This is a genomic window from Acetobacter oeni, assembly GCF_011516825.1.
Classification (GTDB): Bacteria; Pseudomonadota; Alphaproteobacteria; order Acetobacterales; family Acetobacteraceae; genus Acetobacter; species Acetobacter oeni.
This window is the reverse complement of the sequence record NZ_WOTA01000041.1, coordinates 1-21,095: the sequence shown is the minus strand read 5'-3', so window position 1 is coordinate 21,095 and position 21,095 is coordinate 1. Positions and strand designations below refer to the sequence as shown.

The 21,095-nt window shown below is 63.4% G+C and carries 23 protein-coding genes; 11 read left to right on the top strand and 12 right to left on the bottom strand.

From position 1 onward, the window contains the following. Positions 1-296: 296 nt before the first annotated feature. The 4 genes from GOB90_RS16975 to GOB90_RS16960 form a co-directional block, all read right to left on the bottom strand. On the bottom strand, positions 297-680 hold the full coding sequence (locus tag GOB90_RS16975) for a hypothetical protein (protein ID WP_146892188.1): 384 nt from the start codon (positions 678-680) through the stop codon (positions 297-299). A 67-nt stretch (positions 681-747) separates the two neighbouring features. After that, positions 748-1,494, bottom strand: a complete 747-nt coding sequence (locus GOB90_RS16970; RefSeq protein WP_146892185.1) for a substrate-binding domain-containing protein — start codon at positions 1,492-1,494, stop codon at positions 748-750. Beyond that, complete coding sequence (locus GOB90_RS16965; protein WP_146892181.1) at positions 1,491-2,483, bottom strand: substrate-binding domain-containing protein; 993 nt, start codon at positions 2,481-2,483, stop codon at positions 1,491-1,493. Before GOB90_RS16965 ends, GOB90_RS16970 begins: the two co-directional genes overlap by 4 nt. 30 nt (positions 2,484-2,513) lie before the next feature. Continuing rightward, the gene (locus GOB90_RS16960; protein WP_146892178.1) at positions 2,514-3,071 is read right to left on the bottom strand and encodes a DsrE family protein; all 558 of its coding nucleotides are present in this window, start codon (positions 3,069-3,071) and stop codon (positions 2,514-2,516) included. A gap of 195 nt (positions 3,072-3,266) precedes the next feature. Between GOB90_RS16960 and GOB90_RS16955 the strand changes: the two genes are divergently transcribed. The 8 genes from GOB90_RS16955 (at position 3,267) to GOB90_RS16920 (ending at position 12,634) form a co-directional block, all read left to right on the top strand. Continuing rightward, positions 3,267-4,859: a cbb3-type cytochrome c oxidase subunit I gene (locus GOB90_RS16955; RefSeq protein ID WP_146892175.1), complete on the top strand. Its 1,593-nt coding sequence runs from the start codon at positions 3,267-3,269 to the stop codon at positions 4,857-4,859. Next, positions 4,856-5,476 (top strand): cbb3-type cytochrome c oxidase subunit II, encoded by a 621-nt coding sequence (locus GOB90_RS16950; protein ID WP_146892171.1) that lies wholly within the window; start codon positions 4,856-4,858, stop codon positions 5,474-5,476. Before GOB90_RS16955 ends, GOB90_RS16950 begins: the two co-directional genes overlap by 4 nt. Beyond that, positions 5,473-6,687: a c-type cytochrome gene (locus GOB90_RS16945; protein ID WP_146892168.1), complete on the top strand. Its 1,215-nt coding sequence runs from the start codon at positions 5,473-5,475 to the stop codon at positions 6,685-6,687. Before GOB90_RS16950 ends, GOB90_RS16945 begins: the two co-directional genes overlap by 4 nt. Beyond that, positions 6,687-7,703 carry a c-type cytochrome gene (locus GOB90_RS16940; protein ID WP_198912640.1) on the top strand — a complete coding sequence of 339 codons (1,017 nt, stop codon included), beginning with the start codon at positions 6,687-6,689 and terminating at the stop codon, positions 7,701-7,703. Before GOB90_RS16945 ends, GOB90_RS16940 begins: the two co-directional genes overlap by 1 nt. Further along, a complete protein-coding gene (locus tag GOB90_RS16935) occupies positions 7,703-9,808 on the top strand; it encodes a heavy metal translocating P-type ATPase (RefSeq protein WP_146892165.1) in 2,106 nt (701 codons plus the stop codon). Before GOB90_RS16940 ends, GOB90_RS16935 begins: the two co-directional genes overlap by 1 nt. Positions 9,809-9,934: 126 nt before the next feature. Next, positions 9,935-10,267, top strand: a complete 333-nt coding sequence (locus GOB90_RS16930; protein WP_146892162.1) for a hypothetical protein — start codon at positions 9,935-9,937, stop codon at positions 10,265-10,267. Positions 10,268-10,607: 340 nt separating this feature from the next. Then, on the top strand, positions 10,608-11,480 hold the full coding sequence (locus tag GOB90_RS16925) for a LysR family transcriptional regulator (RefSeq protein ID WP_146892158.1): 873 nt from the start codon (positions 10,608-10,610) through the stop codon (positions 11,478-11,480). Next, positions 11,477-12,634 (top strand): TDT family transporter, encoded by a 1,158-nt coding sequence (locus GOB90_RS16920; protein WP_146892155.1) that lies wholly within the window; start codon positions 11,477-11,479, stop codon positions 12,632-12,634. Before GOB90_RS16925 ends, GOB90_RS16920 begins: the two co-directional genes overlap by 4 nt. Before the next feature lie 122 nt (positions 12,635-12,756). On the opposite strand, the gene GOB90_RS16915 is transcribed toward GOB90_RS16920, so the two are convergent. The 8 genes from GOB90_RS16915 to GOB90_RS16880 are packed head-to-tail and all read right to left on the bottom strand — an operon-like array spanning position 12,757 to position 19,539. Continuing rightward, the gene (locus tag GOB90_RS16915; RefSeq protein ID WP_146892198.1) at positions 12,757-12,873 is read right to left on the bottom strand and encodes a DUF2474 family protein; all 117 of its coding nucleotides are present in this window, start codon (positions 12,871-12,873) and stop codon (positions 12,757-12,759) included. Next, on the bottom strand, positions 12,873-13,880 hold the full coding sequence (cydB, locus tag GOB90_RS16910) for a cytochrome d ubiquinol oxidase subunit II (protein ID WP_146892152.1): 1,008 nt from the start codon (positions 13,878-13,880) through the stop codon (positions 12,873-12,875). Before cydB ends, GOB90_RS16915 begins: the two co-directional genes overlap by 1 nt. Further along, positions 13,870-15,309, bottom strand: coding sequence for a cytochrome ubiquinol oxidase subunit I (locus tag GOB90_RS16905; protein WP_146892149.1), 1,440 nt, complete (start codon positions 15,307-15,309; stop codon positions 13,870-13,872). The genes cydB and GOB90_RS16905 overlap by 11 nt, the downstream gene beginning before the upstream one ends. 2 nt (positions 15,310-15,311) lie before the next feature. Next, positions 15,312-16,091 carry a sulfite exporter TauE/SafE family protein gene (locus GOB90_RS16900; RefSeq protein ID WP_173572173.1) on the bottom strand — a complete coding sequence of 260 codons (780 nt, stop codon included), beginning with the start codon at positions 16,089-16,091 and terminating at the stop codon, positions 15,312-15,314. After that, on the bottom strand, positions 16,088-17,749 hold the full coding sequence (locus tag GOB90_RS16895) for a bifunctional protein tyrosine phosphatase family protein/NAD(P)/FAD-dependent oxidoreductase (RefSeq protein WP_146892146.1): 1,662 nt from the start codon (positions 17,747-17,749) through the stop codon (positions 16,088-16,090). The genes GOB90_RS16900 and GOB90_RS16895 overlap by 4 nt, the downstream gene beginning before the upstream one ends. Further along, positions 17,727-18,179, bottom strand: coding sequence for a DUF6691 family protein (locus GOB90_RS16890; RefSeq protein ID WP_146892191.1), 453 nt, complete (start codon positions 18,177-18,179; stop codon positions 17,727-17,729). The genes GOB90_RS16895 and GOB90_RS16890 overlap by 23 nt, the downstream gene beginning before the upstream one ends. Positions 18,180-18,184: 5 nt before the next feature. Continuing rightward, entirely contained in the window at positions 18,185-18,613 is a 429-nt protein-coding gene (locus tag GOB90_RS16885; RefSeq protein WP_173572171.1) for a YeeE/YedE family protein, read from the bottom strand. Continuing rightward, positions 18,613-19,539 carry an MBL fold metallo-hydrolase gene (locus GOB90_RS16880; protein WP_146892140.1) on the bottom strand — a complete coding sequence of 309 codons (927 nt, stop codon included), beginning with the start codon at positions 19,537-19,539 and terminating at the stop codon, positions 18,613-18,615. Before GOB90_RS16880 ends, GOB90_RS16885 begins: the two co-directional genes overlap by 1 nt. Positions 19,540-19,618: 79 nt before the next feature. Between GOB90_RS16880 and GOB90_RS16875 the strand changes: the two genes are divergently transcribed. From GOB90_RS16875 to GOB90_RS16865, 3 genes are all read left to right on the top strand, one after another. After that, positions 19,619-20,239, top strand: coding sequence for a peroxiredoxin (locus tag GOB90_RS16875; RefSeq protein WP_146892136.1), 621 nt, complete (start codon positions 19,619-19,621; stop codon positions 20,237-20,239). Continuing rightward, positions 20,236-20,619, top strand: coding sequence for an ArsR/SmtB family transcription factor (locus GOB90_RS16870; protein ID WP_146892133.1), 384 nt, complete (start codon positions 20,236-20,238; stop codon positions 20,617-20,619). The genes GOB90_RS16875 and GOB90_RS16870 overlap by 4 nt, the downstream gene beginning before the upstream one ends. 18 nt (positions 20,620-20,637) lie before the next feature. Beyond that, the coding region (locus GOB90_RS16865) for a DsrE family protein (protein ID WP_146892129.1) at positions 20,638-21,095 on the top strand (458 nt) is incomplete at its 3' end.

Genomic DNA, 21,095 nt, shown 5'->3' with positions numbered 1-21,095 from the left:
GGAGGGTAATGCTTGAAAAAGGTTGCGACTATCGTGACCGGACATGCCTATACCGTGTTCTTTTCTTGATCGTTATAGACTCGATCACTGTCGGCGATACGCTGCACATCGAGTGCTGACGTAGATCATATCCGTCCGCTGTGGATGTTTGTTCAGTGATATGCCGACGTTCTGCGAATGAACCGCGCCCAGCCCAACGCGGCTGGAGGTTCCGGCAAACGGAATTCACGGCAGAGATATGCGACATCAAGATGAAGCCGCCCGATCGGCTTGATCGAGCGGGCTTCTCGCAGTGCTCAGTTCGTGCTCCGCCGGACGGACGAGCGGGCCACGGATTGCCCATCCGGCGACGCGACCAGCCGCACCCGCCACTGGATGTCGGACATGCCTTCACCGGAGCGATGCTGCATGAAGTTGGCCGTGCAGAGCACGCTGCCATCGGCGGGTTCCGCGCAACGGGCGCCAGCATTCTTCGCGGCGTCGATGGCAGAAGCCATCGACGTGCCCGGTGCCATCGTCCTTGCGACATAGGCTTGGGCGCGCGGAACGCGCTTGTCGCGAGATCCGAATTCGAGGTTGCGGAAGGTGAATTTCTGAGGCGCCGCCTGAACGGCGGTCGAAGCGCCGAGGCTCAGCATCGCGGTCGCGATAAGCGCAATTCGGGTACATGGTGAAGACATTTCCTTCTCCTCTCAGTTCATGGTGCAATTGGGTGATTGGGCACCGGCATTCGCGGTGCAGGGATGCTTATTGCCATCCCCATTTCTGGAAGATCGCCGATCCCTTTGCGCTCGACACGAACCGGACAAAGGCCTTTGCTTCGGAACTGGCCTCGCCCCGCCGGGTCAGAGCTACGCCGGCATCGCGGTAGACCCGCCGGTTGGCGTCGAGCGGGACGACGTTCGCAACGCCGGGATTGGCCTTCGCCCAGATCGGGAAGGTGACCCAGGCATCAATACTGGGATCGGCGTTCCAGCCTTTGAGCGCGAGTCCGGTGTTCTTCGCGTAGAGCACGATATTGTGACGGAAAGCCTTGGTGGTGGCGATGTTGCCATCGCGGCCGGCAATATCCTCCCACATGCCTTGCTGTCCGGCCCCATCGACCACGGTAATGCGGATGCTCGGCTTCAACAGGTCGGCGAAACCGCGAATATGCTTCGGATTTCCCGGGCGAACCAGAATGCCAGCGGGGCGCATATACAGGGGCGTAACCGTCCCTGGGACGACCGTGTCCCCGAACGATGAGACGAAATCGCTCATCATGACCTCGGATCCGCTGAAGAGGACGTCGCCGTCCGCCTTCAGCGCATCAGACCATTGCGGGGTCGGCCCGGACGTCACGATCACCTCGGCGCCGTTCATCTTGCCGAACGCCGCGGCCGCTTCCTTCATCGCCGGAGCGGGGCCGCCGGGCCCATAGACGTGGATCGTGCCCGCGAACGCCGGACCGGCGATGGCCGCTGAGGCGAGTATGCCGACGAGGAGCCGCTTCATTTTGCAGGCCCGGTATAGGGCTTGAAGCCATAGCGGCCGAAGATCGAGAGCCCTTCCGGCGACCGGATGAACGCCAGCCAGCGCGTGGCTGCTTCGTGATGCGTGGCACCCTTGACCACTGCGCCGGCGTAGATCGCGGTCGAATTCTGGTCGGCGGGGATGTCCACACCCTCGATCGGATGCCCGGCCTGCTCCTGGAACATCACTTCGGATTTCCACGTCACGCCGGCCTGGGCCTTACCCTGCATGATCCACAATGGGGTCTGGCGATGATGGATGTGGGTGAGCACGCTGCTGCCGTCGGCGACCTTCGTCTTGTAGACGCTGGTCACGAGCGCATCGCCGCCCGCTTTGCCGAGCGAAGCCTCGATCTGCCGCGCAATGCCTTCGAATTCCGGGTTCGGCATGGCGAGCTTGATGCCGGGCTTGCCCAGGTCGGCGAGCCCCTTCACTCCGGCCGGATTACCCTTGGGCACCATGATCGCGAGCGTGTTGGTCACATAAGGCACGGCGGGACCGTCCAGCAGCCCATCGTCAATCTGCTTCTGGACAGCCTTCAGCCCGGCCAGATACACGTCGGGCTTCACCGTCCAGGTCATGTTGCCGACGGTGACCGTGCCGCCCGCCTTCATCTGGTGGACGAGCAGCCCCGGCGGGATCGTCTCCCAGTAGAGATGGCCCTTATATTCCGGGTATCTAGCCTCGAAGGCCGCCACCAGCGGTGCCATCGCGAAGAAGTAATTTCCGCCGACGTACAGCGAAAGCATCGAATTGGCGGGATCGCCGTGGAAATCGGCAAGGTTATCGGCATCGGGCACGGTGAACTCGAAGCCCCGTACCGGGGCATCATTGTTGCGGCCGTTCTGCCACGGCGGCGAGACACCAAGATCATTGGCAGTTTGACCCGGCGACGGTGTGACTTGCGCAAGCGCAGGGACGGTAACGAGCAGAGCCGCAACGCTCGCAGCCGCCTTCAGAAAAGCTTTCATGATGATATCCCGTGAGAGGCAGGCAGGCGATCACATCGGCATCAGGTCGTAGCCCTGATGTTCCAGCGTCGTGACCGTCGTGAGGCCCGAGAGCGCGAGCGTGACGCTCTTGTCGACCCAGTCATATTGAAAGTCATGTTCGGCAACCGCCTGCCCGCACACCGAGACGTCCACTCCGGCCTTACGCAGCTCTGCGATCAGCGGAAGGTTCGGATTGGCGACACCGAACTTCGCGCGATACTGCGCGTCGTTGAGGGCAAGCGGGGTCGCAGGGCCGTAAGCGACAGCCACGAACTTCAGATGGTCGAGCGGGACACCGGCCGCATGGTAGAGATTGACCGTGCGCGCGACATGGTCGAGCGCGCCATTGACCTCGCCGGGCGACTTCGCGGCCTGGGTCAGGGCGAAGACGATCTTGTAGGTCTGATCGACCTGCGGCTTGAAGGCAGCGTTCGGCAGATAATGGATCTTGCCATAGCCTTGGATCGTCGGCGTCGTCCAGAACCCCGCCGGCATGTCAGCTGCCATGGCAGACCCGGCACTAGCACAGGCCACGCTGGCGACGAGAAGTGCGGTGAGACGGCGCATGAGAACCTCCTTTGGTTGATCTGCCTGAAATTAATCGAGCGCTCGCCAAATATCCAACGCGCAAAGCATGTCGTTTCAATCCGATTTCGTGATTGGACGTGGCGTGAAAACCGGGGCTAATCGATTACGGATCAGCGCCAGGGGATGAGCACAATTGCGCAATTTTGACGCCGGGCAGATGTTGGACCAAATGTCATGCTGACACTCGGCCTCTTCGTGGTCATAAGCTTCGTGGTGTCGCTGGCAGCGCTGGCCGCGTTGATCTGGGCGATTTCGAGCGACCAGTTTTCCTTTTCGCAACGCCAGGCGCGGATCATCTTCGAGCCCGACGAAGAGGGCCAGCTGGATGATCCTACGATAAGCCCGAGAAACGGTCGTTCTACGCATGGAAACATCGAACCGACCAAGTTCGATCTCCTTCGCAGCAGCATCGATGCCTCGACCGCCCGGCCGGTTTCGGTTCTGATCGGAAGCGCAGTTCTTTGGCTGGTGATTGGATCGGCCTTCGGCCTGATTGCCTCACTGAAGCTTCATCTGCCGGACTGGCTGGACACGCAGGCCTGGCTGACGTTCGGCCGCGTTCGCACGCTGCATCTGACGCTCGTGATCTATGGCTGGTTGTCGATGGCCGGGATCGGCATCGCGATGTGGGTCACGCCGCGTATCTTCCAGGCGCCGCTTCAATCACCGACACTGGCGATATGGGGCACGATATTCTGGAATATCGGCTTGGTCGCCGGCGTAATCGCCATCGCCTGCGGTTGGAGCGACGGCGAGGAATGGCTGGAAATTCCCTGGCAGATCGACGGGCTGCTGGCGATTGGCGGGGCGTTGTGCGCGGTCCCTCTGATCCGCACCGCTTTCACGCGAAACGTCGAACATATCTACGTGTCGGGATGGTATTATCTGGCAGCGTTGTGCTGGTTCCCCGCGCTTTTCGTGATCGCCAATATTCCCGGCATCTTCGTCGGTGCGGAGCAGGCCACGGTCAACTGGTGGTTCGCGCACAATGTGCTGGGCCTCTGGCTGACGCCGCTGGGTCTGGGCGCCGCCTATTATTTCATCCCGAAGATCATCGGGAAGCCGGTTTACTCCTATGCGCTTTCGCTGCTCGGATTCTGGGCGCTGGCCCTATTCTACAGCCAGGTCGGCATCCATCACCTGATCGGTGGACCCGTGCCGACCTGGGTGGTCACGCTTTCGATCGTCCAGAGCGTGATGATGTTCGTGCCGGTGATCGCCGTCGCCATCAACCAGCACGTCGTCGTGGCGCGCAACATGTGGGCCTTCAGGGCGTCCATCCCATTGCGATTCATCTCGCTCGGCGCGATCATGTACACGGCCGCCTCGTTCGAGGGCTCGCTCGAGGCGTTGCGCAGCGTCAACACCGTGACGCATTTCACGCAATTCACCGTCGGCCACGCGCATCTGGGTGCCTATGGTTTCACCAGCTTCGTGTTCTTCGGTTGCCTCTATTACATGCTGCCCCGTATCACGGGGCGCGACTGGCCGCTGCCAAGCCTGATCGCCGCCCATTTCTGGCTGGTCGTCGGAGGTTTCAGCATCTACTTCGTCGCGCTGACGATCGGCGGCTGGTTGCAGGGCGAGGCGATGCTCGACGCGACCCGTCCCTTCTCGGCCAGCGTGATCCTGCTCAAGCCGTTTCTCGAGGGGCGCTCGGTTGGCGGCGCCCTCATGACGCTTGGCCATCTGCTGTTCGCAGCGAATGTGATCGCGATGTTCGCGCGGGGTCGTCATCCGGCGTCGGCTGAAGGGAGCGTGGCATGAACCGCTCGCTCCCGCTCATCATACTGGCCATGGCGATCCTCGCTTTCGCCACCACGCTGCTCGTGATCGTGCCGAAGTTCCAGATCGGCCACGAACCAGCGCCGGCGGGGCTCCACCCCTATACGGCCCAGCAACAGCGCGGCCGCGACCAATATGTCGCACTCGGCTGCGTCTACTGCCATAGCCAACAACCGCGCACGCCCGATCAGGCGCCCGATGCCGAGCGCGGCTGGGGCCGTGCGTCGGTCGCCGCCGACTATGCCTATGACAGCCCCCATTTGATGGGGACGATGCGCACCGGTCCGGACCTGATGAACGTCGGCGCCCGGCTGCCAAGCATGGGCTGGCAGCTGAGCCATCTCTATCAGCCGCGTGCCATCTCGCCTTGGAGCATCATGCCTTCCTATCCCTTCCTGTTCGAGGTGAAGGACAAGGCTGCGCCCGGCGACACGGTGGTGTGGCTTCCCGCCAAGTCGGCGCCACCGGGCAAGGTCGTCGTCGCCAAGCCCGAAGCCATCGATCTCGCCGCCTATCTGATCGCCCTCGACCGCACATATCCCGTACCCTCCACTGCGATCCGCGATGACGGCTATGCAAAGCACGGAGCCGGTCGATGAGCGACGATCGGCGGCCCGTCGACGAACGCTTCGAGCCTTATGAGCCTCGCCGCCGCGTGCCGCTTCCCGTCTACTGGATCGCCATAGCTCTCGCGATCTGGGGCACGCTGACCTTGTGGCGTGATGCCCATGCCGGCTTCATTGCCGGGCGGCAGCGCGGTGATGAGGCGGCTGCCGACACACGCCGCGCAGCAGCACCGGGAGCCGATCTGTTTCTCGCGCGATGTTCGAGCTGCCACCAGCCCGACGGTTCGGGCATAGCTGGCGCGGTGCCTCCGCTCGCCGGCTCGCCACTCGTCAAAGCCGACCCTTCTGTCGTCGTCCGGATCCTGCTGCGCGGCATAGACGGGCCGATCACTGTGGCTGGCCAACATTTCGACGGGCATATGCCGAGCTTCGCCAGCGTGCTCGATGACGACCAGCTCGCCCGCATCGCGACCTATGTGCGCGCGCGGTTCGGCGACAATGCGTCGGCCGTCTCGCCCTCCGACGTCGCGGCTGCGCGCGCATGGGCCGCCGGTCATCCAGGGCCGTGGCGTGGTGGCGATGAAATCAGGGCAGCCCTCATGCCGCTGCTCGAACCGCAACCGGCCTATGTCGCCTCGCTGATCGCGGCGCCCGACCCCTCGATCCTCGCGCTCGTTCAGCACGGCACGGGGGGCGGCTGGTCCTGCGCGTCATGTCATGGCGACCTCGGCGAAGGCCATGGTGACGCGCCGCGTATCGCAGGGCTCTCCAGTCCTTATCTCCTCGCGCAGCTGCGCGCGTTTGCGGGCGGAGCACGAACGAGTGATGCGATGGCCCCGGTGGCGACGTCGCTGGCTGACGCGCAAAAAATCGCCCTCGCATCCTATTACAGCCAGCTCGCGACACCGTCGGCGAGCGTGCCGGCTTTGCAGGGCGCGCTCGACCGGGGTGAGGCCCTGGCCCTGGATGGAGATAGCGCGAAAGGCATTCCGGCCTGCTTCTCCTGCCACGGATCCTCGGGGTTCGGCGTCGCGCCAGCCTTTCCCCCCATCGCAGCACAGCAGCCCGCCTATACCGCTGGCCGCCTCGCTGGCTTCGCCCGTCAGGCCAAACAGGGCAGCCACGCCCTCATGCCGTCAGTCGCGGCGCGGCTCGACGATGCAGATCGCCGCGCGATCGCCGATTATCTCGCCACCCTGCCGCCGGTCCCGACGGGCACCGCGCCGCCTGCGGAGCAGCATTGATGAACCATCCCGAGGAACCGGCCGAAGCCGAGCCACTGTCCGATCTGAAGAAAGGACAGAACACCAGCAGGGGCATCTACGCGATCGCCGGCGGCGTGATGCTGTTCGCGTTCGGCGCGCTCGTGGCGGGCGTTATCCATTCGCATGGCGAACAGGCTGACACCTCGAAATCGGCTCCCGCCGACGGCAAGATCGCTTTCACGCCGCCGCCCGAGAGCAAGATTCCCGATGGCCCTGGCGGAGATTCGATCCGTCACGGCATGGCGATCTTTCGGAACACGGGCACCGAGGCCGCACAATATGTCGGCAACGGCCTGACATGTAGCAACTGCCATCTGGACGCCGGGCGCAAGCCCTTGTCAGCCCCGATGTGGTCGGCCTGGGTGAGCTATCCCCAGTATCGCTCGAAGAATAAAAAGATGAATTCTATGGAGGATCGCCTGAACGGCTGTTTCTCCTATTCGATGAATGGCCAGGGCAGTCCGAGCGGCGGACCGCCGCCCAAGGGTGATCCGATCTACACCGACCTCGAAGCCTATTTTCACTGGCTCGCGACTGGTGCGGCAACCGGAGCGAAGCTCGAGGGCGCCGGCTTCCTCAAGCTGAAGAAGACACCACTCGGCTATGATCGCCTGCGGGGCCAGGTCGTCTATCAGCAGCATTGCGCCGAATGCCATGCCGATGACGGCCAGGGCCGGACCGACCTCAACAGTCGCTCGATTTTCCCGCCTCTATGGGGACCGCATTCCTATAATTGGGGAGCAGGCATGACCCAGGTCAACAATGCAGCCGGGTTCATCAAGGTGAACATGCCGCTGGGCGCGGGCAACACGCTCACCGACCAGCAGGCGTGGGACGTCGCCGCCTGGATCGACAGCCAGGAGCGGCCCAAGGATCCGCGTCAGAAGGGGAGTGTCGCGGACAACGCCAAGGCCTTTCACAACAAGGAGCAGAGCTTCTACGGCAAGACCGTCGACGGCCATCTGTTGGGCACGGGAACGCCGCCCGCGCACTGATGAACATCGAGCGCCGCCTTTTCGCGATTGACGGCCTGTTCTGCGGTGGTTGCGCACGCGGGCTTGAGCGTAAACTTTCGTCCGTCGATGGCGTGCTCGACGCCGGCGTGCATTTCGTCACGGCGTCCGCCCTCATCCAGTGGGATCCGTCGCGTTGCGATACCGCGACCCTTGCTCGACAGGTCGCGGCTACGGGCTACGGACTACTCGAACGCAATGATCCGGCCTCGGCGCTACAGCGGTTCGATGATGAAGTGCGGCGGCTGTCACGCCGGCTAGCCGTCGCGATCCTGTTCGGCATGTGGTCGATGGCAGCGGCATTCCTTCTCTACGTGGACCCCGGTCTCGATCCGAAGACGGCTTGGTGGGCCGCTCTTTTCTCCGGCATCTTTGCAGTGCCTGTCCTGGGCTATTCGGCCGCCGGCTTCTGGCGAATGGCGCTACGCTCTCTTCGTCTGCACAGTCCCGGTCTCGATCTACTGGTTTGCATCGGCGCGGCAGGAGCCATGCTGCTCTCGCTGGTGTCCCTCGTCAGGGGAGGCTCGGCGATCTTCTTCGACACCGCGACGATGCTGATCACCCTGCTGCTTGTCGGTCGGCTGATCGAGACGCGGGTCAGGCGTGGCGCAATCGCGGCACTGAACGCTGTAGACGATCTTGCGGCCACAAAGGCGCAGCCGGCAGGCGGTGGTCAGGCGGTTCCCTGCACGTTCATCGCGCCGGGTGACGCGATCTGGGTCGATGCTGGCGCCGCTATTCCGGTCGACGGCGTTGTCTCCCACGGCGAGACCTTGGTCGACCGCGCGATCCTGACAGGAGAGTCCGCGCCGATCGCGGTCAAGCCTGGCGATCGCGTGCAGGCCGGCACGATCAATCTTCGGCGCAGGATCACGATCGTCGTCGACCGGGCACCGGGCGACAGCGACCTCGATCGGATGGGCGGCCGGATCGCCATCGAGATGGCGGGGCGAGGCGAACCGAAGCGGCATCTTGATGCGGTAATTGATCGGCTTGCAATCATCGTTCCGATCATCGCAGCGCTCGTCGCCATCATCACGTGGTTAGTCACGGGATCGCTGCTTGCGGCAGCGGAAAGAGCGCTCGCCGTTCTCGTCGTCGTCTGCCCCTGCTCGCTCGCCATCGCAGCCCCGCTCGTCCATGTTCGGGCCGCAGCGCTGGCTGGAAGTCTCGGCTTCAGGATTGCCGATCCGGCAGCGTTCGAAGCTCTTGGCAAGGCGCGCTCCGTCATCTTCGACAAGACCGGTACGGTGACGATGGGAGAACCCGAAGTCATCGCCATTGATCCGGCAAGCGGCTGGACGGCAGACGCTGTGCTCGACCTTGCGGCGCGCACCGAGAACGGCATCGATCATCCTATTGCGCGCGCGATCCTCGCCGCTGCGAAACCGGTGATCGGCGAACCTGGAGAGCGAGGCACGCGCAGCGCGATCGGCCAGGACGAGCATGGCGTGACGGTCGAGGTGCGCGCCGCCGAGCCGAGCCCGCTTGCTGGAACGCGTCTGGATGTTCGGCAAGGAGGCGCGAAGGTCGGCACGATCACGCTCGACGACATCGTCGATCCCGAAGCGGCTCGAGCCATTGGACGCCTGGTCTCGCTGGGCCTCGACCCGCTCATTGCAACGGGAGACGCGCTTGCTCCGGCAATCGCGGTCGGTGCTTCGCTCGGGCTTCCTGCGGCCAAGATTCACGCGGCCTGCACGCCCGAGGACAAGGTTGCGCTGGTCAAAGCCGTCAGCCGGCCTGTCATCATGGTTGGAGACGGCGTGAACGACGCCCCGGCACTTGCCGGCGCGGACTGTGGCGTCGCTGTCGGTCGAGCCCATGGCGCGGCAACCGCAACGGCGGGCGTCGTGCTGACGGTTGGAGGCATAGCAGCGTTACCCGACGCTATCACGTTGGCCCGGCACGCACTCGTCGTGATCAGGCAGAATTGGATGTTGGCGCTCGGCTACAACGTGATCGTACTTCCCGCTGCCGCAATCGGATTTTTGACTCCCCTACTCGCTGCGGGTGCCATGCTGGCAAGTTCGATCATTGTTGTCAGCAACGCTCTTCGAGTGGGCTGGCGCCAGCAGATCCTGTGAATCCGCCGGCGTGACGGAGCAACGATCAAGCATTGATCCGAAGTCGAAATTGAATCCATGCAATTTGATCATTGGATCGGATTGCATAGGCTGGGCAAGGTGTCTTCACGAACCCAGGAGACCAACATGACCCAGTTCAAGAGCATCGCCACTATCATCTTCGCCGCCAGTGCATTGGCCGTTGCGCCAGCTCACGCAACGAACCCCGAAATTGTAGTCGTCGGCCATCCGACCTTCAGGGACCTTGAGTTCAACTACGATAGCGCCGACCGGGTTTCTGCAGCCCGTTCTTCCCTCGCTGCATTGATCCCGGTGGGCACGGATACCGGGACAGCGCGCGCAATCGTTCGCAAGGAGGGTGCCCATTGTCGCGATCAGGTCAATGACGGCGAAACGCGCTGCACCTTCGGCAGCTTCGACAGCATCGAAGATCACTTCAGGAAATCGTATGGACGGTGAAGCTCAACAGCCAGGCGGGCAGGGTTGCCGATCTCGCCGTAACCCGCGAGAGCTTCGGATCGTAAAGAGATCTCCGGGCGACGCACAGCCGCCATACCGAGCAGGCCGCCCCCGGTAGCATTTGGCGCTACCAGGGCTAGAGGTACAACGGGATGCAGCCAGACTTTGCTGCAGTGCGCTTGGCATTACGGTCTCTCGCAAGTGCGCCTCGTCCCGTGTCGGTCGTTCATAACGGGCTCGCCGGCGTATCGAACGATCGCGAAGTCGGATTGAGACGATCTATATATCGACTGGGCGGATTAATCCGATTTTCGTATTGAGTGGACCGGAAGGAATGCCGATGACACTCGAACAACTCCGCATCTTTGTAGCTGTGGCCGAACGCCAACACGTCACTCGCGCCGCCGAGGCGATCAACGTCACGCAATCCGCCGCCAGCAACGCGATTGCTGCGCTGGAGGCGCGGCACCGTGTCCCCCTGTTTCATCGCGTTGGCCGCCGCATCGAGTTAACCGAGGCTGGGACGATGTTCCTGGGCGAGGCGCGCGCAGTGCTGGGCCGCGCATCCGCTGCCGAGCTCGCGCTGGCCGAATACGGAGAGCTGAAGCGCGGCACGCTGCGCGTCGTCGCGAGCCAGACCATCGCAAGCTATTGGTTGCCGGCCAAACTCTCGGAGTTCCACGCACGCCATCCGCAGATATCGATCGAGCTCAGCATCGACAACACCGAGGGCGCTGCACGGCGCGTACTCGAGGACACCGCCGAACTGGGTCTTGTGGAGGGAGCGATCGACGAACCCGCGCTTGCCACCTGGACCGTCGGCGAGGATCGGATGTTGCTCGTCTCCGCATCGTCCGTCGAGACTGTTGACGCCGATTGGGTCCGTTCAGCGCGCTGGATCGTCCGGGAACAAGGATCGGGCACCCGATCGACATTCGAGGATGTGCTGCGGGATCAAGGCGTAGATCCGCGCGAACTGAAAATCGCGATGGTGATGCCGTCCAACGAGGCAGTCCGCAGCGCAGTCGAGGCGGGTTCGGGTGTCGCGGTTTTGTCCGAACTTGTCGTCCGGCGTGCGCTGGCGGCCGGCGACCTGCGCGCTCTTCCTTTTCTGATGCCGGCTCGTCCATTCCACGCGCTTCGTCATAAGGAGCGCTATCGGACGCGCGCGGCTGATGCGATGACCGATCTTCTCAAGGAGAAGCACCAATGACGATCTCCGACGACGTGCAGCAGGTGCTGACGGGATTCCGGCCTTTTGCCCGCCTCGACAGTCCGCGTGAGGTGATCCGTCAGTTCACCCCCAACTGGTTCGCCGCCACCATGGGCACCGGCATCCTGGCGCTTGCCCTGCCGCAACTGCCTGGCGTTGGCCCGGCACTGAAGCCGGTGGGCGAGGTGCTCTGGTTCTTTAATATCGTGCTCTTCGCGCTGTTCACCTTGCTCTATGGCGCGCGCTGGGCAATGTTCGGGCATGAGGCCCGGCGGATCTTCGGGCACAGCACGGTATCCATGTTCATCGGCACGATCCCGATGGGCCTCGCCACAATCATCAATGGCTGCCTCGCTTTTGGAATCGGCCGGTTTGGGTCGGATATAGTGCCCGTCGCCCAGGCCCTGTGGTGGGTCGACGTTGCGATGTCGCTCGCCTGCGGCGTGCTTATTCCCTATTTGATGTTCACACGCCACCAGCACAGCCTCGACGGCATGACGGCCGTCTGGCTGCTTCCGGTCGTAGCGGCCGAAGTCGCAGGTGCCTCGGGCGGCCTGCTCGCCCCCCATCTGGCGGACCCGCACAACCAGTTCGTAGTGCTGGCGACTTCCTATGTGTTGTGGGCCTATTCTGTGCCGGTTGCGCTCAGCATCCTTGCAATCCTGATTTTGCGCATGGCGCTCCACAAGCTGCCGCACGAGGGCATGGCTGCATCGTCCTGGCTTGCGCTCGGGCCAATCGGGACCGGCGCGCTCGGCATGCTGGTACTGGGCAGTGATGCGCCCACCATCTTCGCGGCGAACGGCTTGGCGGCGATCGGCCCTGTCGCGCAGGGCATCGGCGTTATTGGTGGCCTGACACTCTGGGGACTTGGCCTATGGTGGCTCACGCTCGCGTTCCTCATCACGATCAGATACTGGCGCGCGGGCATTCCGTTCAATCTTGGCTGGTGGGGCTATACCTTCCCTCTCGGCGTCTACACGGTCGCGACCTTCCGCCTCGGTACGACGCTGCATCTCGCTTTCTTCGGCTATGTCGGAACCGTGCTGACCGCCACGCTGGCGCTGATGTGGCTGCTGGTCATGTCCAAGACGCTCGCCGGCGCATGGAAGGGTAATCTCTTCGTGTCGCCGTGCATCGCCACACCGAATTGATCGAGCCCGCTTCATCGCACGGTGAGCTGGATCCGTCAGCCCCAGGAACACTGCGATGCACAGCACGGCCAAGCCTCGATCGATCGCCAGCATCAGCGGACCGAGAACGACTGCGCCGCCCATTATACCGAGAGCCACCAATGGATCAGTCCGGCGACCACGCCAAGGCTAAGCACGCTGGCGCCCCAGATGAGCACGAGCCAACCGAGCCGCTCCCAGATTGATGCCGGCGCCTCCATCAATGATAGCCATGTGCATCGACCTTGCCGCGGAAGACCCAATAGGCCCAGCCCGTGTAGACAAGGATGATGGGGATGATGATCGCCGTGCCGACCAGCATGAAGACCTGACTATCCCGAGGGGCCGCAGCATCCCAGATCGTGATCGTCGGCGGGATGACGTATGGGTACATGCTGATTCCAAGGCCGATGAAACCCAGGAAGAAAACCGCCAAGGCCAGCAGGAAAGGCGCGCGATGACGCCCACGTCGGATCGCGGCCACGAACAGCCCTGCGACTATCGCGACCAGCAGCGGCACCTGGGCGGTCAGCAGCACGCCCGGAAGCGCGAACCAGCGCTGCCAATAGGCATTATGGAGGAAAGGCGTAGCCGCGCTTACGGCCGCCAATGCAACAAGCGTTCCTCCTCCCGCATATGTCGCGAGACGCCGCGCATGGTCATGGGTGCTGCCTTCGGTCTTCCACAACAGCCACGTCGAGCCGAGCAACGCGTAACCGATGACGAGCGCCAATCCGGTCAGCAGCGAGAAGGGTGACAACCAGTCCAGCCAGCCTCCACCATAGGCGCCGTTCCGCACCACGATTCCCTGGAGAAGGGCGCCGAGCGTTGTGCCTTGCGCCATGGCCGCAATGAGTGATCCGACCGCAAAGGCTACGTCCCAGACAGGCCGATGGCGCGGGTCACGCCAACGGAACTCAAATGCAACCCCTCGGAACACCAGACCGAGCAGCATCGCGATCATGAGGGGATAGGTCGCCGGCAGAATGATCGCGTAGGCGGTAGGAAAGGCAGCGAAGAGACCGCCAGCGCCGAGGACCAACCACGTTTCGTTGCCATCCCAGACGGGTGCGATCGCATTCATCGCCTGATCGCGCTCTTCGCCGACCTGGAAGGCCGGGAATAGAATGCCGATGCCGAGATCGAACCCGTCCATCACAACATAGGCGCAGATCGCGAACGCTATGATGAACGCCCATACGATCGTGAGATCGAAATCATAGGCCACGGCGCGGCTCCCCTGTCGCTGGCACCCCGGATTCAATCCCGGGCGCCGGGGTGATGCCGGCCGTGCGTGTCGGTGTCCGATCGGGCTCGGATTCGTGAGCCTCGGGCGGTTTTGCGGCAAGCCGCAAGATGTACCAGGTGCCTGCGCCAAACACGGTAAAGTAGACGACTACAAACGCGAGGAGCGAAGCCGCGACAGCGGGTGCAGCCAACGGCGAATGTGACTGTGCCGTGAGCAGATGCCCGTAGACCGTAAAGGGCTGCCGCCCGACCTCGGTCGTCACCCATCCCGCAATAACGGCGACGAAACCGGCCGGTCCCATCGCTACCGCAGCCCGGTGGAGCCACGGCCAGTCATACAATCGACGGCGAAAGCGCGCGACAAGGCTCCACACCCCGAGACTCGCCATCGCCAGTCCGAGAGCGACCATGATCCGGAAGGACCAGAACACGATCGGGACCGGCGGCCAGCGGTCGCGTGGGAAGTCCTTCAATCCGGGCAGCGGCGCGTTCGGATCATGACGTAAAATGAGCGAGCCGATCCGTGGAAGCTCGACTTTGTAGCGAACGCGGCCTTCCTCGTTGCTTGGAAGGCCGAACAGAACCAGCGGCGCGCCATGCGGGCTCGGCTCATAGTCGCCTTCCATCGCCAGCACTTTGGGCGCTTGATGCTCGAGGGTATTAAGGCCCTGCGTGTCGCCCGCGAGGATCTGGATCGGAGCGACGATCGCTGCCATCCACATCGCCATCGAAAACATCGTACGCGCACCGGGATTGGCGCGGTCGCGCAGCAGATGCCAGGCGCCGACAGCCCCAACGACGAGCGAGGTGGTTAAATAGGCCGCGAGAACGACGTGCACGAGCCGGAACGGGAAGCTGGGATTGAAGATGATCGCCCACCAGGAGCCGGCCGGCACGAACTGCCCGCGCGAGTTCATCACAAACCCTGTCGGTGTCTGCATCCAGCTATTTACATCGACGATCCATGTCGCCGAGATAAGCGTACCCAGTGCGACCATTCCGGTCGCGAAGAAGTGCAGCCCGCGGCCGACCTTGCGAATGCCGAACAGCATGACACCGAGGAAGCCGGCTTCAAGGAAGAAAGCGGTCAGCACCTCATAGGCCATGAGCGGTCCGACAACCGGCCCAGCCTTCTCAGAGAAGACCGACCAGTTCGTGCCGAACTGATAGGACATCACGATGCCGGAAACGACCCCCATCCCGAAGGCCACGGCGAATATCTTCAACCAGTAGCGATAAAGATTGGCAAAAACACCCCGGCCTGTCTTGAGCCATAACGCTTCAAGCACGAACAGAAAGCTCGCGAGCCCGATCGAAAACGCAGGGAAAATGAAATGGAAGCTGACGGTGAAGGCGAACTGCATACGCGCCAGCGTCACGGCGTCAGGCAGGAAAGCCAGGAAGGTCATTGTCAGAACGCTCCCGCACTCTTCCAGAGCATATAGGCGGCCACGACAAAGATCAGGACAGCAAAGACAGTGGTAAGCATGCCGCCGCTTCCTAAACGCTTGGCAATCTGCGTGCCGATCAAACCGCCGATGATCCCGCCGCCGATGAACACGAAGGCGAGCGGCCAATCGACAAAACCCGAAAACGCGTAGTTTGCAGCCGTCGTCAGCCCGAAGGCGGCTACAGCGATTAGCGATGTGCCGACCGCATTCAGAATCGGCATGCCCGTCGATCCGATCAGCCCAGGCACGATCAGGAAACCACCGCCGATGCCGAAGAAGCCGGAGAATAGCCCCGTGCCGAGGCCGTAGCCCAGAACCTTGGGCGCCTTCTCGCGATTACACTCCGCACCGGGATTGCCGACGTTGTTGCGCCCTTTCAGCATCAGAACGCCGACGACGATCATCACGAGCGCAAACAGAAACAATAGCTTGCCGCCGTCGACCGCCTTGCCGGCGGTCGATCCCAAGAGAGCGCCAACGATCCCAGAGGTCGCGTACATGCCGCCACAGCGCCATTTGACGGTGCGCGCCTTGGCATGCCCGATCAGGCCGGTCGCGGCGTTGGCGGCTACCGCAAAGGCGCTGGTGCCGATCGCGAGGTGGGCGTTGGGAACCCGCACCAGATAGACCATCAGCGGCACCGCGAGGATCGAGCCGCCCCCACCGACCAGACCGAGCGTGAAGCCGACCAGCACGCCTGAGAGTGCACCAAGCAGATACTGGATCGGCTCGAGAATCATGCCGGTTCGCCAATCTTATGGGGAGCGGCCATCCACTCACGGCCCTTCAGCATGGCTTGCCAGTAGATTGGCGGCAGCATTCGTTCCTTGAGGAACCAGGCCGCCTTGGTCGGCCGCGTACCGTCGAGCAGCCAGGACGGGAAGCTCGGCAGCAACTTGCCGCCATAGCCGAACTCGGCGAGGACGATCTTGCCCCGCTCGACAGTCAGCGGGCAGGAGCCGTAGCCGTCATAATCGGCAACCGGCGGCTTGCCGTCGAGCGCTGCCAGGACGTTGACCGCCACCACAGGCGCCTGCTTGCGCGCGGCCGCGGCGGTCTTGGCGTTGCTGGTGCCCGCCGCGTCGCCGAGACCGAAGACGTTTTCGTAGCGTTTGTGACGCAGCGTCGCCTCATCGACGTCGACGAAGCCGGAGACAGCCGCAAGCGGGCTGTTCGCCACCACATCGAGCGACACCTGCGGGGGGACAGCGTGCAGCATGTCGAACTCGCGCTCGAACCGCTCGGCCACACCGTCCTTCTTGCGCTCGAACGTGGCGACCTTCCGGTCACCGTCGACCGCGACGAGATTGGATTCGAGCCGGAGGTCGATCCCGTATTTCTCGATATATTCCATCAGGGCGGGGACGTAGGTCGCCACCCCGAACAGGACGGCACCCGCGTTGTGAAACTCGACGTCGATCGCCGGTAGCACGCCCGCGTCGCGCCAGATATCGCAGGAAAGGTACATAGCCTTTTGCGGCGCGCCCGCGCATTTGATCGGCATCGGCGGTTGCGAGAACAGGGCCCGCCCGGACTTCAGCCCCTTGACCAGCTGATGGGTATAGGGCGCCAGATCGTAGCGGTAGTTGGAGGTCACCCCGTTGCGGCCCAAGGCCTGCGGCAATCCCTCGATCTTCTCCCAGGCAAGCCGGAGGCCGGGTGCCACGACAAGGACGCGGTAGGTAAGGGTGCGACCGTCTTCCAGCGCTACCGCGTTGCGATCGGGATCGAAGCTGACCGCCGGTACGCGCATCCATTCGACGCCCTTGGGCATGACGTCGGCTTCGTCCTTGCGGGTCTGCTCGGGGGTAAAGACACCAGCCCCGACCAGCGTCCAGCCGGGCTGGTAATAATGATCCTTGGCCGGGTCGACGATCGCGATCGTGACCTTGCTGTTGCGCTTGAGGATGCTCGATGCCGTGGCGATACCGGCTGCGCCGCCCCCGACGATAACGACGTCGTAGGTCATGTTTCTTCCTTTGCTGCGGCGTTGAAGCGCCGGTTCGAGTGCGGCGATATCGTGACCGGCGCCGGAAGCCTGCCGCTTGAGCGTTGCAGGGTCTGCGCGATCGGCATTGGCGAGCGCCCACAAGGTGGTCGAGCGCGCGCCGCTGCGGCAGAAGCCGAGAATGGGACCAGGCATTGTATCGAGCGCACGCCGCATCTCGTCGCCGTCCGCGTCGGTCGCCCTGCCGGACACGATCGGGATATGCGCAAATGCGAGGCCATGCCGTTCGGCTTCGGCGCGCATTGTGGCGGCCGTCGGCTGTCCCGGTTCTTCCCCGTCCGGACGATTGGAGATGATCGAGCGGTAGCCATCGCGCGCCGCCTGTTCGACGTCGCCGGGATCGAGCTGCGGTGAAACGGAGAAGCCGTCATCGAGCTGCTTGAAGGCCATGTCGCTCTCCTTGGGTTTGGGGCGGAAGCATACGGAACAGGGCGAACCCGACCGCCATGCCGAGACAAAAAATCAGCGCCGGTATTGGCCGGATCGCCAGGGCGGCAATAGCGGGCCCGGGGCAGAGACCCGCCAGACCCCAGCCGATGCCGAACAGCGAAGCACCGCCAATCAGCCGTGTGTCGATCGGGGTCGTGGCTGGCAGATGGAACTCGCTTGCCACGACCGGGCGCATCCGGCGGCGAACGAAAACCCATGCTGCCACCATCGGGATCAGCGCGCCGCCCATGACGAACGCGAGGGTCGGATCCCACGTAGCGCCGACATCGAGGAACGCCCGCACCCGTGCCGGATCGATCATGCCGGAGACGGCAAGGCCGGCTCCGAACAGTGTACCGCTTATAAGCGAGACGATCGCCTGCCGGGTCATGTCGGTCATCCAGCGATGGGCAACAGCGTCGCAGTGGCGATGCCGGTCGTCATGAAAGTCGCCGTCGCGGCCAATGACCGTGGCGACAGTCGCGCCATCCCGACCACCCCGTGTCCACTGGTGCAGCCGGAACCGAGCCGGGTGCCGAAGCCGACGACCAGCCCGGCAAGCGCCAATCGGAACATCGAGGTCGGGAAGCGTGCTTCCACGCCGCCCAGCATGGCGACGAGCGCCGCTCCAAGTGGCAGGCCGATGGCGAACGCCATGGCGATTACGCGCGGAATGCCAGCGCTCGAAAGGCCGACAGCACGGGCGAACAGTCCGCTGCACCCGGCGATCCGCCCATTTGCGATCAGCATCAGCGCTGCCGCCAGCCCGATCATCAAACCGCCAAGGAGGCCGTGGATAGGATCCGCCTGGGGAAAGCCTGGCATCACAGCGAGTCCAACGGGATGCGCAGATAGCGTTTGCCGTTATCCTCGGGCTCCGGCAGCCGACCCGCGCGCATGTTGATCTGAATGGCCGGGAGCATCAGCTGCGGCGTGCCCAAGGTGGTATCCCGCGCCGTCCGCATGGCCGCGAATGTATCCTCGTCCACGCCCTCGTGCACATGGACGTTGCCGATCCGCTGCTGCCCGATCGTGGTCTCCCAGACAAAGGTCTCGCGGCCGGGAGCCTTGTAGTCGTGGCATAGGAAAACCCGGGTTTCGTCGGGCAGCCGCAAGAGGCGCCGGATCGAGCGATACAGCTCCCTGACGTCGCCGCCGGGAAAATCAGCGCGCGCCGTGCCGTAGTCCGGCATGAACAGGGTATCGCCAACGAAGGCAGCGTCTCCGATGATGAAGGCGACGTCTGCGGGGGTATGGCCTGGAACATGAAGCACACGGGCTTCCAGATCGCCGATGGCGAAGCGATCACCATCGTCGAAGAGCCGGTCGAAATCGGAGCCGTCACGCGCGAACTCGGTGCCGGCGTTGAACAGCTTGCCGAACACGTCCTGCACGCGCGTGATCGCCCGGCCGATCGCAAGCTTTCCGCCTAGCTGGCGCTGGAGGAAGGGTGCCGCAGACAGATGATCGGCGTGGACGTGTGTCTCGAGCAACCAGTCTACCGTCAGGTCGTGCGCGCGGATGTGAGCGATGACCGCTTCTGCCGGAGCCGGGTCGGTGCGCCCTGCCGCCGGATCGTAGTGCAGGACGCTGTCGATGATCGCCGCTCGACCTGTCGCGGGATCGGAGACCACGTAGCTCGCGCTGTTGGTGGGCTCGTCGAAAAAGGACGCGACAATCGGCTTCGCGCCATCGGCACGTGCTGCCGAGATTTGCGATGCGGCCGCTTCCAGTTTTCGATCGATAGACATTTACGACTCCATATACTCATTGTTAAGATATGTATGTAACCGTCTTGCGTCAACCGTTCGGGGCTGCCATATTTCCGCGATGGATGAGACCCGCACCCCATCACGACCGCTACGCATCGGTGATCCCGCGCCAAGCTTTTCTGCGAGGACCACCAGGGGGGGGATGAGCCTCGACCAGTATCGAGGGCGTTGGCTGGTTTTCTTCTCGCATCCGGCGGACTTCACGCCCGTATGCACGAGCGAATTTATCGCGCTCGCCAAAGCGGCGCCGCTGTTCGACGAGATCGGTTGCGCGCTGCTGGGTCTGTCGGTCGATAGCCTGTATTCCCACGTCGCTTGGATGCGGGCGATCCATGAGTTGTCGGGGGTCGAGGTGCCGTTCCCGGTCGTCGAAGACCCATCGATGGCAGTCGGTCATGCCTATGGAATGCTCGATGAGAACGCGACCGACTCCTCGGTTGTCCGCGCGACGTACTTCATCGATCCCGAAGGCGTGATCCGGGCAACGAACTGGTATCCCATGAACGTCGGACGCTCGATCGAGGAGATGCTGCGCACCGTGAAGGCGCTCCAGCGCACCGCCGACGGAGGGGTGCTGACGCCCGCAGGCTGGCAACCGGGTAATGACATACTCCTGCCGCCCGAGCTTCCGACCGATGGATCGAGCGACTGGTTTCACCGACTGAGGCCTGACGAATGAGCGAGATCCTTGACCGCGATCGGGCCGACGCGATGGCCGAGCGCTTGCGCGCCCTGACGCAGCCCCAGCGGCTCATGATCCTTGCCGTTCTGCTCGACGGCGAGCGCGCCGTCGGCGAGATCGAAGCGACGACGGGCATCGCGCAACCTGCGCTCAGTCAACAGCTTGGCGAGCTGCGTCGCGCGGGACTTGTGACGACCAGGCGCGAGGCGCGGATGATCTTTTACAGCGTAGCCGACGATGACACAGAGGAGCGTGTCCGCGCGCTCTTCGCGGCGTTCGGCGCGCCGCGCCCCGTCAAACGCATGTCGCGTACCAATACGCCGCCCCTGCGCATTGCCCATCCGGTCGGAGCGGCGTCGTTCGCTCGTATCGGATGAACCCAGGATTGAAGATCGATGTTCAGGAAGCTATCAATCGCTGCGATGCTGGCATTGGGGGTCTTGGGCGGCACCGCAATGGCCGCTGATCCTCGCCACCCTGTCGTGCAGGGGTTTGGCGCGATCACACCCATGCCGGACGCCAAGGAAAGGCGCGACCAGTCGCTCCGCTACCGCGTGCTGTTCAGCGTCACCAAGGCAGCCGCCACGCCCGATCAAGTCAACCCAAGCCTTGAGAAAGTGGCTCGCTTCATCAATCTTCTGGGCGCCGATGGCGTTCATCCCAAACTGGGTGACGTCGTGGTGATCATGCATGGTCCGGCGACACCCCTTGTCCTGACCGATGCGCGATATGCAGAGCGCAACAAGGGGGCGAGCAATCCGAACCTGGCGTTGATTGCGGCGCTACGGTCCGCAGGCGTCTCCGTACGGGTGTGTAGTCAGGTGTCAACGGCGGACCAATTCCAGGCCAGGGG

Coding starts and splice junctions, on each gene's coding strand:
- GOB90_RS16975 (WP_146892188.1), bottom strand. CDS start 680: ATGTCTTCACCATGTACCCGAATTGCGCTTATCGCGACCGCGATGCTG.
- GOB90_RS16970 (WP_146892185.1), bottom strand. CDS start 1,494: ATGAAGCGGCTCCTCGTCGGCATACTCGCCTCAGCGGCCATCGCCGGT.
- GOB90_RS16965 (WP_146892181.1), bottom strand. CDS start 2,483: ATGAAAGCTTTTCTGAAGGCGGCTGCGAGCGTTGCGGCTCTGCTCGTT.
- GOB90_RS16960 (WP_146892178.1), bottom strand. CDS start 3,071: ATGCGCCGTCTCACCGCACTTCTCGTCGCCAGCGTGGCCTGTGCTAGT.
- GOB90_RS16955 (WP_146892175.1), top strand. CDS start 3,267: ATGCTGACACTCGGCCTCTTCGTGGTCATAAGCTTCGTGGTGTCGCTG.
- GOB90_RS16950 (WP_146892171.1), top strand. CDS start 4,856: ATGAACCGCTCGCTCCCGCTCATCATACTGGCCATGGCGATCCTCGCT.
- GOB90_RS16945 (WP_146892168.1), top strand. CDS start 5,473: ATGAGCGACGATCGGCGGCCCGTCGACGAACGCTTCGAGCCTTATGAG.
- GOB90_RS16940 (WP_198912640.1), top strand. CDS start 6,687: ATGAACCATCCCGAGGAACCGGCCGAAGCCGAGCCACTGTCCGATCTG.
- GOB90_RS16935 (WP_146892165.1), top strand. CDS start 7,703: ATGAACATCGAGCGCCGCCTTTTCGCGATTGACGGCCTGTTCTGCGGT.
- GOB90_RS16930 (WP_146892162.1), top strand. CDS start 9,935: ATGACCCAGTTCAAGAGCATCGCCACTATCATCTTCGCCGCCAGTGCA.
- GOB90_RS16925 (WP_146892158.1), top strand. CDS start 10,608: ATGACACTCGAACAACTCCGCATCTTTGTAGCTGTGGCCGAACGCCAA.
- GOB90_RS16920 (WP_146892155.1), top strand. CDS start 11,477: ATGACGATCTCCGACGACGTGCAGCAGGTGCTGACGGGATTCCGGCCT.
- GOB90_RS16915 (WP_146892198.1), bottom strand. CDS start 12,873: ATGGAGGCGCCGGCATCAATCTGGGAGCGGCTCGGTTGGCTCGTGCTC.
- GOB90_RS16905 (WP_146892149.1), bottom strand. CDS start 15,309: ATGACCTTCCTGGCTTTCCTGCCTGACGCCGTGACGCTGGCGCGTATG.
- GOB90_RS16900 (WP_173572173.1), bottom strand. CDS start 16,091: ATGATTCTCGAGCCGATCCAGTATCTGCTTGGTGCACTCTCAGGCGTG.
- GOB90_RS16895 (WP_146892146.1), bottom strand. CDS start 17,749: ATGGCCTTCAAGCAGCTCGATGACGGCTTCTCCGTTTCACCGCAGCTC.
- GOB90_RS16890 (WP_146892191.1), bottom strand. CDS start 18,179: ATGACCCGGCAGGCGATCGTCTCGCTTATAAGCGGTACACTGTTCGGA.
- GOB90_RS16885 (WP_173572171.1), bottom strand. CDS start 18,613: ATGCCAGGCTTTCCCCAGGCGGATCCTATCCACGGCCTCCTTGGCGGT.
- GOB90_RS16880 (WP_146892140.1), bottom strand. CDS start 19,539: ATGTCTATCGATCGAAAACTGGAAGCGGCCGCATCGCAAATCTCGGCA.
- GOB90_RS16875 (WP_146892136.1), top strand. CDS start 19,619: ATGGATGAGACCCGCACCCCATCACGACCGCTACGCATCGGTGATCCC.
- GOB90_RS16870 (WP_146892133.1), top strand. CDS start 20,236: ATGAGCGAGATCCTTGACCGCGATCGGGCCGACGCGATGGCCGAGCGC.